Origin of the sequence: Blastopirellula sp. J2-11 (assembly GCF_024584705.1) — a bacterium.
In the GTDB taxonomy this organism is placed as follows: Bacteria; Planctomycetota; Planctomycetia; order Pirellulales; family Pirellulaceae; genus Blastopirellula.
On record NZ_CP097384.1, the window covers coordinates 300262 to 312763 of the forward strand.

Annotated in this window: 10 protein-coding genes; 6 read left to right on the forward strand and 4 right to left on the reverse strand. The window is 57.1% G+C overall.

All coding sequences use genetic code 11. The features are described from left to right. Nucleotides 1-143: 143 nt before the first annotated feature. Nucleotides 144-1853, reverse strand: a complete 1710-nt coding sequence (locus M4951_RS01305; protein WP_262024679.1) for a pentapeptide repeat-containing protein — start codon at nucleotides 1851-1853, stop codon at nucleotides 144-146. A 183-nt stretch (nucleotides 1854-2036) separates the two neighbouring features. Between M4951_RS01305 and M4951_RS01310 the strand changes: the two genes are divergently transcribed. From M4951_RS01310 to M4951_RS01325, 4 genes are read left to right on the forward strand one after another with little or no spacing between them, the layout of a single operon-like run. Further along, nucleotides 2037-3839: an ABC-F family ATP-binding cassette domain-containing protein gene (locus M4951_RS01310; protein WP_262024680.1), complete on the forward strand. Its 1803-nt coding sequence runs from the start codon at nucleotides 2037-2039 to the stop codon at nucleotides 3837-3839. Nucleotides 3840-3898: 59 nt separating this feature from the next. After that, on the forward strand, nucleotides 3899-4159 hold the full coding sequence (locus M4951_RS01315) for a hypothetical protein (protein WP_262024681.1): 261 nt from the start codon (nucleotides 3899-3901) through the stop codon (nucleotides 4157-4159). Then, on the forward strand, nucleotides 4156-4458 hold the full coding sequence (locus M4951_RS01320) for a type II toxin-antitoxin system RelE/ParE family toxin (protein WP_262024682.1): 303 nt from the start codon (nucleotides 4156-4158) through the stop codon (nucleotides 4456-4458). The genes M4951_RS01315 and M4951_RS01320 overlap by 4 nt, the downstream gene beginning before the upstream one ends. Before the next feature lie 12 nt (nucleotides 4459-4470). Continuing rightward, nucleotides 4471-4617, forward strand: coding sequence for a hypothetical protein (locus M4951_RS01325; protein ID WP_262024683.1), 147 nt, complete (start codon nucleotides 4471-4473; stop codon nucleotides 4615-4617). Between the two features lie 100 nt (nucleotides 4618-4717). Here M4951_RS01325 and M4951_RS01330 read toward each other — a convergent pair whose 3' ends face one another. Then, entirely contained in the window at nucleotides 4718-6181 is a 1464-nt protein-coding gene (locus M4951_RS01330) for a hypothetical protein (RefSeq protein WP_262024684.1), read from the reverse strand. Nucleotides 6182-6205: 24 nt separating this feature from the next. Further along, on the reverse strand, nucleotides 6206-8446 hold the full coding sequence (locus M4951_RS01335) for a diguanylate cyclase domain-containing protein (RefSeq protein ID WP_262024685.1): 2241 nt from the start codon (nucleotides 8444-8446) through the stop codon (nucleotides 6206-6208). Between the two features lie 215 nt (nucleotides 8447-8661). Between M4951_RS01335 and M4951_RS01340 the strand changes: the two genes are divergently transcribed. Together M4951_RS01340 and M4951_RS01345 are read left to right on the forward strand one after the other, a co-directional pair. After that, nucleotides 8662-9516 carry a fumarylacetoacetate hydrolase family protein gene (locus M4951_RS01340; protein ID WP_262024686.1) on the forward strand — a complete coding sequence of 285 codons (855 nt, stop codon included), beginning with the start codon at nucleotides 8662-8664 and terminating at the stop codon, nucleotides 9514-9516. 157 nt (nucleotides 9517-9673) lie between these two features. Beyond that, a complete protein-coding gene (locus M4951_RS01345; protein WP_262024687.1) occupies nucleotides 9674-11365 on the forward strand; it encodes a hypothetical protein in 1692 nt (563 codons plus the stop codon). Nucleotides 11366-11373: 8 nt separating this feature from the next. Here M4951_RS01345 and M4951_RS01350 read toward each other — a convergent pair whose 3' ends face one another. Further along, on the reverse strand, nucleotides 11374-12342 hold the full coding sequence (locus tag M4951_RS01350; protein ID WP_262024688.1) for an isoaspartyl peptidase/L-asparaginase: 969 nt from the start codon (nucleotides 12340-12342) through the stop codon (nucleotides 11374-11376). Between the last annotated feature and the right edge of the window lie 160 nt (nucleotides 12343-12502).

The window sequence follows — 12502 nt, forward strand, 5'->3', positions numbered from 1 at the left end:
TGGCCAGAGCAGAAATAGAGTTCCGCGAGTGATCGGCCATAAAAAGGGGGGCAGGTCCCAGTTTTGCAGCAAAACTGGGACCGGATTCCCTGTTTATGACGCCCTTTTTCAGACCCTTCTCGCCCCCTTGAGAGTCGGGTTCGCTACATTCCGAGATAGGCCATCGCGGCCAGGCGGAGCCAGACGAATGCGATCAGCGTGAAACTGGCCCAGATCAACATCCGATTGACGCGATGCATCCGATAAACGCCAAAAACTTCGGCGAGTGACGCCGGGGGGGGCGTTTTGACCCAGTCGGGAAGCATCTTGTTCCACAGTTTTTTCCATCGCGACAAGATCTGGTGGATCCAACTCGGCAGCGCGAAAAGTCGCCGTGGGCGAAATCGAACGATGTCGCCTCCGGTCATCCGGACTCGCTCGGTCAGGTGACCTGCGAGCCAATGATAAATGGCCGCGACCGCGCCTCCTTGGTCTTCTTCGGCAGGGCCGTGAAACTGACCGCAATATTCGGCCAGAGAAGGAGTTCGGCGAAACATCTTCGCTTTTTGCCGTAGTCGAGCGACGTAGAAGTTGAGGATTCCACGTTGCCAGATTGCGGCGACGATCAGGATGGTTCCTAGCCAAAAGATCAAGCCTTCGGCGCCCCCCAGGACCAGCCAAAACTGCATGGGCCAATTCTCGGCCGACGCGATCCGCGGTAACAGTGCGTAGTAGCGATCGACCGCAAATCGCTCAAATTCGGGTGATTGGAGCGGCAGTTTCTTCGCGGCTTCCTGCAGTTGCAAAAAACTGGCGTCCGGCGTTGGTTCGATCATTTCCCGCGGCGTGGGGATCGAAGGACGAAGCAAAAACGGCGCGAAAAACAACAGCATCCAGGCCGCCATGATCGGCAATCGCCGCCAGGTGTAGGTCTTCAGCAGCGTGTTCCAGGGATCTTTCGCTTGGGAGGTGAACTCGTCACCGGCCAGAAAGGTTTCATCTAGCAGTAGGCCTTGGACCGAAGTCAATTGGCATCTGCCCAGGTTGGCTTGTCGCAGGATCGCGCCATGAAAGCTGGCCCGAGTAAAATTAGCGCCCAGACAGGAGGAACCGGTCAGATCGGCGTTATCCAGCTTGGCGTCGGCAAAATTGGCGTTGTGGCCGTTGGCGTAGTGCAGGTTCGCTTCGTCCAGGTCGGCCCCCGCAAAGTTGGTTTGTTCGAGCGTCCCTTCATTAAGATCGGCCAGTCGAAGCTGAGCGCCGCTACAGTCGGCGCCAGTCAGATTGATTCGCGGCATGCGAGCGTTCGCAAGTTGCGCCCCTTGAAGACCGCAATGACGGCAGTCGGCTTCGGTCAGTTGAGCGCCGGAAAAATCTGCCTGTTTCCAATGGGCGGCGACCGCGACTACGCCAGAAAGATCGGCGTCGGTCAGTTGGGCGCCGGTAAAGTCAGTGCGGGAGAGATCGGCCCGAGCAAAGTTCACGTTCTGAAAATTTGCCTGTTTTCCACTAACTTCCCGCAAATCGCAGCCGGCAAGTTGAGCCTGACAAAAGAAGGCGCCGTCGAGATTGGCGCCCCTAAAATCAGCGCGGCGGTAGGAAGCTCCTTCTAAATGGACCGGCTCGAAGCGGGGATTGTCGACGGCCGGTTGCTCTAATCGCCAGCGATTCCAGCGAGCAAATCGCTCCACCGAGCCAGTTTCGAGGGCAAGTTCGGCCTCGAGCCGAGCCAGATGGGACCAATCGCCGCTAAAATTGGGATGTCGCCGGCGCAATTCGGCCAAACTCGCTGGCGCCAGCACCCCTTCGTTGTAGGGCGCTCTGGACGCTCGGCGAGTTTCGGTGAAAATAGCGCCTCCGGGCTGAGAATTCATGTTCGCTTTTGTGCGTGCCGCCCGACGAGTGAGCCGATCGCCCACCGCCATGTTCTCGTAAGAGCTTGCCGCCGCCAGATGGGCGTCAACGTTAGAATACGGCTGATCCATTAATTTGGGTAGGTTCGACTTGATGAAGAATTGGTTAGCATTCTTTCATTTTTCTTTAGAGACCGTAGCTCCGTGACTCCGCTGATCCAGATACAAAACGTCGTCAAACGATTTGGCCATAAGGTATTGCTTGATGGGGCGAGCGCATCGCTGATCGAGGGGCAAAAGGTAGGGATGATCGGTCGCAACGGCGCCGGCAAGTCAACTTTGTGTCGCGCGATCTTGGGAGATGAGGAGCTGGAAAAAGGGGACGTGATTCTCCACCCCAAGCTCCGGCTCGGCTATTTGCGGCAGCACGATCCGTTTGAAGAAGGGGAAACCGTCGTCGGCTTTCTGATGCGCGACAGCGGCCAGCCTGACTGGAAATGTGGCGAAGTCGCCGGCCAGTTCGAGATCAAAGGAGCGATGCTGGAGTCTCCCGTTCGGCAGCTCTCTGGCGGATGGCAGACCCGCGTCAAACTGACCGCGCTGCTGCTGCACGATCCCAACTATCTGTTGCTCGACGAACCGACCAACTTTCTTGACTTGCGGACGCAAATGTTGCTCGAGCGTTTCTTGCTCGATTTCCGCGGCGGCGTCATGGTCGTTTCGCACGATCGGGCCTTTTTGAAGCAGACCTGTACGCACACGTTGGAATTGGCGCGCGGCAAGTTGCAAATGTTCCCCGGCGATGTCGACGCTTATCTCATTGTGCAGGAAGAACGCAAAGAGCACGATCAGCGCGTCAACGCTTCGGTCAAAGCGAAGCAAAAACAGTTGCAGCGGTTTATCGATAAAAACCGAGCCGCCGCCAGCACCGCGAGCCAGGCCCGCAGCAAAGCGAAGCAGCTGGATCGACTGCAGTTGGTCGAAATTGAAGAATCGGATGCGTTGGCCTACGTTCGGGTGCCGATCGTCGAGCGCCGTCGCGGCACGGTCGTTCGTTGCGACAACATGGTGATCGGCTACCCCGACAAAAAGATCGCCGATGAAGTGACCTTGGATATCGAGCATGGCTCACGGATCGGCGTGGTTGGCGACAACGGTCAAGGAAAGACGACGCTGCTGCGAACGTTGGTCGGATCGATCGAGCCGCTGGATGGGGATGTGAAGTGGGGGCATCACGCCGATGTCGGCGTCTACGCCCAACACGTCTATACGACGCTGCCACAAAATGAAACGGTCGAAGACTATCTGCGCAGCGCCGCTGATCCGGACGTCAGCACCCAGCAAGTGCTGAATGTCGCCGGCAGTTTTCTGTTCCGCGGTGATGATGTCAAAAAGAAAGTCAAGGTCCTCAGCGGTGGTGAGCGTGCCCGACTTTGCTTGGCGGGTCTGCTGCTAGGCAAGCACAACGTTCTGATCCTCGACGAACCAGGCAACCATTTGGATGTCGAAACGGTGGAGTCGCTGGTCCAGGCGCTGGAGTCGTATAACGGCACGATCATTTTCACCAGCCATGATCGCTACTTTATGAAAAGCGTCGCGACCAATATTGTGGAAGTCCGGGATGGCCAGGTGATTCATTTCCCCGACGACTACGACCACTACGTCTATCGCTTGAACCAAGAGATTGACGAAGAAGGGGGGGGCGCCAAAGGAAGTAAATCGCCCGGCGGCGGCGACCATCACAGCGTCGGCGGAGATCGCAGCGATCGCCGCGACCGCAACAAACAGCTGCGCACGATGCGAAAAGATCTGCAAAAGATCGAGGTCAAGATCGCGAAGATGGACGATGAGAAAAAGGCGATCAATGCCCAATTGATGAAGCTGACCGACCCCAAAGAAGCGCAAAAGACGCACGAACAATTGCTCGCCATATCGCAGGAACTAGAGCAGTTAGAAGAACAGTGGCTGGCGCTCAATGAAGAGCTGATGGAAGCGGACGGGTATTAAAGGTTTCCGGTCGAAAGTCTCCTTGAGTAGAATAGAAAGACCAAACTGGGGAGAATCTTATGGCGACGGATGCAGCGCAAGAACTGCAGCAATTCCATCAATTCATCGGCCAGAGAATCGCCAGCGGCTCGGAAATGAGCATCGCTGAAGCGGTCGCCGAATTCCAAGCTTATCAAGCGGAGCTGGAGCGTTTTCGCGAAGAAATAAAGCCTGGCTTGGACCGACTCGCCCGAGGCGAATACGAAGAATTGGATATCGAAGAATTTAAACGCCTTGCACGCGAGCGCTGGGATAAGCGACGACGTGGAGATCAGGCGTGAGCGCTCGCGTTTTCTGGGACGTTCGAGCGCAGAACGATCTGGCGATGATCGTCGATTACATCGCGTTCGATCAACAGAGTCCTCAGAACGACGAATTACTTCTCGATATGATTCAAAATAAGATCGAACTCTACGCAACTTCGCCGCTCTTGGGGGAAATTCGCAACGATCTCGGCCCTGAGCTGCGGATATTCTCAGTGCATTCCATCGTGGTGGTCTATGCGGTCATTCCGAGCGGAATCGTGATTGAGCGAGTGATCCACGCGGCGCGAGATTTCCCCCGACTTTTCGGAAAGTAATGCCTCTGGCTGATGCAAAATATCGCAGCGGTCGCCGCGTTCCAAGCTTATCAAGCGGAACTGGAGCGTTTTCGCGAAGGAGAAATCCTCGATATTGACAAGTTCAAGCGTGAAATGAACGAAGAGTGGAGCCAACGCGAAAGTAGAGAAGAGTCGTGACCAACGGCATCTATGTCCATCGCGTTATTCATGGCGCCAAAGATCTGTCCCACGGAATTTGAACCGCTTTCGTCCGTCAAAAGAGAAACGGCGAACTTTGCTAATCGCCTTCTTCGATGATCTGCAGAAAACGGACGACGCTTGTTCGTTGTTGGCCGATCGTCGCCAAGGAGGCGAGGATACTTTTCGAGAGTTGGCGCTGCATCGTTTGCGGCTCTGGAGTGATCGATTCTTTCTCCGGCGGCGCTTCCTCGCAAGAATCTTCGAGCGACGCTTTCAGGCCGGCGAGCAACGCGGCGCTTGTTGCGATGGTGTCGTCGGCGAAGGCGTCGAGCCGCTGTTCCGCTTGATTGAGTTTGGTGAGAGCTTCTTCAATGATGCGGATTGAACGCGAGTCGCGCGGGTTGAACGCTTGCGGATCGTTTACGGCGGATCGCAAGTCCGCCAGAGATCCGCTCTCGCCTCCCAGCGATTCCGGCGTCAGATTGGGTAATCCGAGCGGCGTCACATCGCCCATCGCCGTCGATAAACGAAACTTCCAGACCCCTTCGTCACTCAGTATGATGGGGTCGAATTCGCCGGTGAACCCTGTAACGAACTCAAGCGAAAAGTGGGCCGTTTCTTCGCTGACGACCATCCGCTTGCCGGTGAGCAATTGCCCATTGATTTCGGCGGTCATTTCCGATCCTGCGGCGGAAGCGGGCGCAATCACTCGCCCGACGATGGAAGGTCGCGCCGCAAACAGGCCGTCGTCACCACACGCGACCAGCTTGCCTGTGCTGTCCACTGCGTGAAACTGACCAAAGTGAACATCGATCGAGATCGTCGCTTCCGAGCCAGAGAAAACGCTTTCGAGTGTGAGTTGATCGGCTTCGGCGGTACTACGAACGCCGGTCAGAGCAGTGGATGCGTTGATTTGCTCGGCAGCTGTTTCGAGCGATTGATTCTGTACGAGAGAAATGATGTCGCCGCCAAAGGGGCCGGTCAGCGTAAAGTCGGCGTCGTTCGTCAGTCGACCTTGCTGCCCGTGATAGATCAATGTCGCCGGTTTCGCGGCGGAAAGTCGAGTCGGTCCTGAAATCCGGTCGACGGTTACTTCGCGGACCTGCGCTCTGTTTTGGCCGATAACGCGAAAATCACACGAGCCGTCGAGCAATGGGCGATCATGGAATTCAGCAGTGGCGAGACGATTGATTTCGCCGAGCGCCTGGTCAATTTTCACGCGTCTTGCGGTGATCTGCTCTGACCGGCAATTTGGATCGACGATAGAGAGGGAATTGAGCTGAATTTGATTCAATTGGGTTCGAATCAAATCGATCGTCAATTGGGCCTGAGCGGTTACCGAAGTCGCGAAATCGACCTGCGCCAGCGCACCGGTAATCACTTGAGCGCGGTCCTGGAAATCGGCCTGTGCAAATAACACGCTTTCGTCATCGCCGAAATCAGCGATCGAGGAATCGATCTCATATCGGAGTTCCATTTGCGCTGCGCCCGAGTACTCTCGTTGCAGTTGGCTGAAGAGCGTATGCTCGCAGCCGCTGACTTGCGCTCCGATTCGGATCATCGTAGGTCCTATCCCTTCCGCGAGTTATCGCCGATCGTCCGTCGGAGGTTTTTTAAATTTCGCCGCCACGCGATCCCAAAGGGTCGGCGCCTCTTTTTCTGCGCCGACGACGCCTTCGCTAAAATCGTGCACCATCAGATAGGATTGCAAGCTGGCCATCAACTGACGAGCACGCTGCAACGCATCGCTACGACGGCGATCACGACTGCGGCGCGGCGCCACCGAGACTTCAATCACCGTGCTGGTCATTCCACGTTCGTCCTGCTGTTCGCGCGGACGAATCGACATGACTAGTGCGGCCCCTCGATCGGAATTCCGCCGCGTAATGCCAAAGGTGTCACCGTCAAAAGCAAGCGTTAATTGTTGCTCGCTGGTATCAACGACTTCCGCGACATGATCGGTTAAAAAGCCGCGGAGCTTTTCCCAGACCATTTTCAGGGGCGCTCGCGTCGTCATAGTTCGCTCGACCAGCGCGTCTGGCGAACGATGTGCGAATAGCGCCGACCACCAATTTCGCCGCTCTCGTTTTTCGGGGGCATCGCGACCCGATCCGAGCTGGATCACCATGTTGCGTCCCAGCTCTTTCGCCTGCAGCAGGGCGCGGTCGGCGCGGTTGAGCATCGACTCCGGCGTATCGCCTTCTTGCAACTCGGTGACGCCAAAGCTGGCGTTCAGATTTTTGCCTCCCAACGAAGGCTGTGCGGTCGAAGCAACCTCTTGGCGGATGGCCTCGGCGCGTTGCGCGGCCGTTTTCATGTCACAGTGTCCGCAGACCAACACAAATTCTTCGCCACCATAGCGAGCCGCGATGTCGCCGGGCAACGCATGACGCTTCAAATGCGACGCGAAACTAACCAACGCGTCGTCACCTGCTTGGTGACCATAGTTGTCGTTGATGCGCTTGAAGAAATCGAGATCGCAGATGATCAGGCTGCACGGACGGTTCGATCCGCTATGCTTGCGGACCATTTCATTCAACGCACGATCCAATTCGGATCGATTCGCCAAGCTCGTCAGCGGATCGCGCGTCGCTTTGACGTGCAACGAGCGAAGCTGTTCTTCCAGACGCTGAATACCGCTGGCGTCACAAAGCTGCAGCGTGGCGCCGCGTCCAATCCCATCTTCGGTGATGACCGGCGAAATGTGTGCGGTGATCGCCGAGTACTCTCCTTGCGCATCACGGATCGTCAGTCGCAACACCGACTGCAGCCCGCTTTGAATCGACGCGGCCAGCGGATCTTCTCGTTCGGGCAAGAAGCGACCAGAAGAGTCTCCCATACCGACAAGTTTTGGCGACCAATTTCGATTCAAAACCGATTCGGCCGACAATCCGGTCAACGTTTCCGTCGCATGGTTCCAACGTAAGATTTTCAGATCGGCGCCGACGTAGATCAGCCCGTCGTGAACGTTGCGAAACAGGTTCTCATGGAATAGGTTCAGCAATTGATTGGGACGATCGATTCGCTGGGGAATGATGTGATCCCAGTGCGAATTCGACTGATCCGGCGACAAATCGCGCAGCCATTGTTGGGCGACGTCGTGCTGGAGTTTGTTCGAGAAACGCATTTGGAACGTGCAGAAGTCGCTCACCAATTCAGGATCGAACTGCGATCCGGCGTAAGCGAACAACTCGGCCAAGGCGCGATCTTTGCTGCGCGCCCGGCGATAGACCTGATCGGTGATCATCGAATCGAACGCATCGACGATCGCCAGCATTCGTGCGCCGCGCGGAATATCGTCGCCGCAAAGGGGGAAGGCGCGTTTGCTGCCGTCGAACCAGGCGCCCGCATGTCGGATCACCGCCATAATTCCGGCGTCAGAGCAGCAATGTTCGATGATCTCAACGCCGGCGGCGTGATGTTCATCCATCAGCGCCAGTTCTTCGTCGTTCAGTTTGCCCGGTTTGGCGAGGAGATAGTCCGGCACCGCCAGCTTACCGACGTCATGCAGCAATGCGGCGACTTCCAGTTCGTCTCTTTCCGAGTGGGAGTTTCCACGTACCGCCGCCCAGGTCGAGATGCTGGTCGCGACGCGCAGCGAATGAGCGGCAGTCGGGGGATGTTTCGCTTTGAGCGCGGTAAACAGACTGCTGGCGACTCCCAGTCGCACCTGAACCAGTTGGTTTTGTTGTTCTAAAGCTGCGGCGACAAGCGCTTCGTCATCAATTTCTTCAGTGCGCAGCAGCAACTGCTGGAGCGCTCCAAAGCGATGATCGGTTGACTCTCCGGGATCAACGCCGAAATCGGCGGATGAATCAGTGTCCATAAGGCGCAGGCGTCTAGCTGGCGAAACAGGATGCCGAGTCACGAAAGTAGGCTCTCGGCGGATTTTTAGGACTTTGGAGAAAACCTAGGTCGCGGATCGTCTAAGGTCAAACTAGTAGACAGAAGAGGCCGGCGCGTTGCCCCCAGCAGTACGATGCGATAACGTAAGCATCGCCGGCTGTAATGATTTTAAGGATTCTCCGGGAGCCGATACTCATGCGTTTGGTCACTTATCAAAGCGAAGCAGGTCCCCGTGCGGCGGTTGCCCGCGGCGACGATTTTATCGATCTTCACCATACCGATCACACGCTGCCGACTGATATGAAGTCGCTGCTAGCGCTGGGTGACGTAGCTCGCGACAAGGTTCTCGCCGCGCGAGAGCATGGCGATCCGATCCCGCCGGGATCGCGTATTTTGACCCCGATCGTTAACCCGCAAAAAGTGATTTGCGTCGGTTTGAACTACGCCGATCATGCCAAAGAGACTGGCGCCACCGTTGGGGATGAGCCGATAATTTTCAACAAATTCTCGTCGGCCTTGATCGCTGACCATGACGAGATCCATCTCCCCCCCGAAAGCAGTCAGGTCGACTACGAAGCGGAACTGGTCGTCGCGATTGGGACCGCCGGCAAACATATCCCGCAGGGAGAAGCGATGAGCCATGTCGGCGGCTATTGCTGCGGCAACGATATCTCCGCTCGCGACTGGCAAAAAGGGAAGCCCGGCAAGCAATGGTTGTTGGGAAAAACGTTTGATACGTTCGCGCCGCTAGGGCCGGTATTATACACGCCGGATGAAATTGCCGATCCGAATAACCTCGCGATTCGCTGCCGTTTGAACGGCGAGTTGATGCAAGAATCGTCGACGAGCCAACTGATTTTCAAAATCGACTTTCTGATTTCATATCTGTCGAACGTGGTGATGTTACAGCCGGGAGACCTGATTTTTACCGGCACTCCGCATGGAGTCGGCGTTGCGCGTAATCCGCAGGTTTTTCTGCAACCCGGCGATCAGGTCGAAGTCGAGATCGAAGGGCTTGGCTTGCTGACCAACCGTGTAGCGATCCGCTAGCAACGGTGTGCGAGTTGCGCGGTTGAGTAAGAAAAAATTCAAGCCGAGCCTGACTTTAGAAGGCCCGGTCTGACTGCCGAACTCCTATAAGTATCAGGCCTCTCCTAGCGGCGAAAGGATTCGTCGTTTCACAATTGCTAGCACAGCGTCAGGGAAGATGGAATTCAGGCGGAACGCAACGCGCGACGATCGTCGTCGACGCGCCATTCTCGATGATCGTAACGCGGGCGGCCGCGATGCCGACGCCGGCGGTGACGACGCAACCAACGGGAAACGGGCTCGACGATACTCATCGCAGGCCCTGTTGGAGCGGCGCGTTCGTATCGTGGATCTAATTCCGCTCCATTGGACCTCGGTTGGCGCCTACTATCTGTTGGGCATTGTTCTGATCGGTCTGTTGGCGACTTTGCACTACTACGTCAGCCAAAAGGCGTCGTTCGCCGATTTGACCACCGTCAATAGTTTGGGCGGCTGGTTGGCGATCATCGCATTTTGGACCGCGACGCAAGCAGCGCTGGTGATCTATCGCATTCGCCGTCACCGATTGGACGACTATCGGGGTCGCTATCATGTTTGGTTGTGGGCGGTCGCGGTGTTGGGGATTGCGGGAATCGATCTGCTGGTCGACTTTCGCCATCCGCTGGGACAGTTAATCGAGCAAGCCAGTGGGCGCCAATTTGCCGATCTCGAGCATGGTTGGGCGTTGTTGGTCGCGACGTCCTTCTACGGACTCGCTTTTGCCCGGATTGTTTGGGAAGTTCGCGCCAGCCGCGGCTCGGTGGTGGTCGCTTTGTTGTCGATCGCGACCTTCGGGACGTTTGTCGCTGCGAAAGCGAATTTGATTTTATGGCCCCAGCAAATCGACGCAGCGCTCTCGACCTGCGTACTTTATCTCAGCGGCATGTGGCTCATGTCGATGATGTTGATGCAGTACGCTCGTTTCGTCTGGATGGATGCGATCGGCTTGATAGCCGTCCGCGCCGCTGCCGAAACGACGGAGGCTGTGGAGAAGTCGCCGGCCAAAACCACACGTCGCCGCCCGACGATTGTGAAGAAAGAAGAAGCGGAGCAAGCGACTGCCGCCGAGGCCGACTCAGAAGCAGGTTGGTTCTCATGGGGCGCGAAGAAGTCGAAGCCCGCAGCTGACGAAGAAGCGGAGCAAGCCCCCGCGCCGAAGCGAACCGCGAAACCTGCCGCCAAGACAGCCAAAAAGGCCAACGAAGACGAAACGCTGACGGAAAGAAAACGCGGCTGGTTTGGCTTTGGCGGCAAGCGACAATCGGCAACGGAGACTGCTGCTGCGGCCGTGAAAGAAGTAGCGAAACCGGCCGCAAAGTCAGCGCCCCCCAAACCGTCGGTCGCCAAGCAAGAGGTCAAAACAAGCGAAGCGGAGTCGCCGAAACGCGGCTGGTTTGGCTTTGGAGCGAAAAAGGAAGCAGCCGCCGACGTAGAGGCCGAAAAGAAGCAGCCAGCCAAACCGGCCGCTAAATCGTCAACCAAGCCGGCGGAAAAATCCCCTGCCAAAGAGCAAGCGGCCGACGAGCAGAAGCGAGGTTGGTTCGGCTTTGGTGGGAAAGCGAAGTCGGAAGCAGAGGAGTCTGTCGAGAAAAAGCCGGCCGCATCTCCGTTGGCGTCGAGCGCGCGCCGCGCGATGCTAAAGCAACAACAAGCCGAGACAGCGGCTCCTCCGCAAACCTTAAAAATGGAACCGCTGACGCTTGGCGGAGGCAGTGATGACAACGGCAATGAGGACGAGATCGCGATGCTGGAAGCGAAGCCAGATCACTTGCTCTCCAAGGCTGAGCGACGCCGCTTGAAGAAGTTGAAGCGACGCGGCGTAGCGGCGTAGCGGCGCTGTCAAAGATTGACGCACGCTTCCAAACGCGTGCCGTCTCCGTCGGTCACGGCAATCTGCTTGGCGCCGCGGATCGCGACACCGGCATGGCGACCATCTTTGTGCAGCAGGAACAGTTGTAAATTAAAAGCGATCTTGCCGGCGTCGTCTCGTTCATGCGCGGCGGCATGCTGGGCGATCATCGCCAGCGTTTCAAGGCCCGCATCGATCGGACTGGCTCCGCGGCCCATTTGGTAAACCGCTTGAAAGCTGGAGCAATTCAGCAGGTTCGCTTCACCATGACCGACGCTGCCGCAGGTTCCCATGTTGTTGTCGACATAGAGCCCGGCGCCAAAGATCGGTGAGTCGCCGACTCGCCCCGGCATTTTGAAGCAATGGCCGCTAGTCGTTGTCGCGCAGGCCAAATCGCTGCCGGCGTCGCGCGCCGCCAGATGAACGGTGCCTCCAGACGCTTTCTCACCGGTGATCGGGTAGTAGCGTTCGAACTCGGCGATTGTTTCGGCGTCAAACTCGCCTGGCTGCGGCGGGAGCCAATCTTTGCCCCGACATTCCAGCCGTTTCCAATAGAGCCAGATCTGGCGGGCCTTTTCGGTCAGCAGGTTCTCCTCGACAAATCCGTTGGCTCTGGCGAACTCCAACGCTCCGTCGCCGCAAAGCATTGCCCGACGAGTTTGCTGCATCACCAAACGCGCGACTTGGGCGGCGTGTCGTACGTTCTTGAGGCCAATAACGGAACCGCCGCGATGTTGCGGGCCATCCATCACCGCCGCGTCGAGCGTCACTTCGCCGCTGCCATCGGGAAGCCCGCCGTAGCCGACGGTCAATTCGTCGGGATCATCCTCCAGTAGCGTGACTCCGGCGACGGCGGCGTCGAGAGGAGAACTTCCCGTCGTCATTTGGTGGTAAGCCAGGCGAGTCGCTTCGAGCCCGTTGGCTGATGCGATGGTTTTTTGCAGGTTAGTCGTAGACACCGCGTTCGTTTCCAGAGAAGGGCAAGCGTTGAAGTGGAACAATCGTTGACAGCAAATGGTTGGCCGCGATAGCTCTGCTATCGGGGCCGACGAAGTCGGTAAGCGGACTCAATCCGCCGTCAGTCTCTATGCGGACTTTGGCTTGGCGGATTGGGATGGA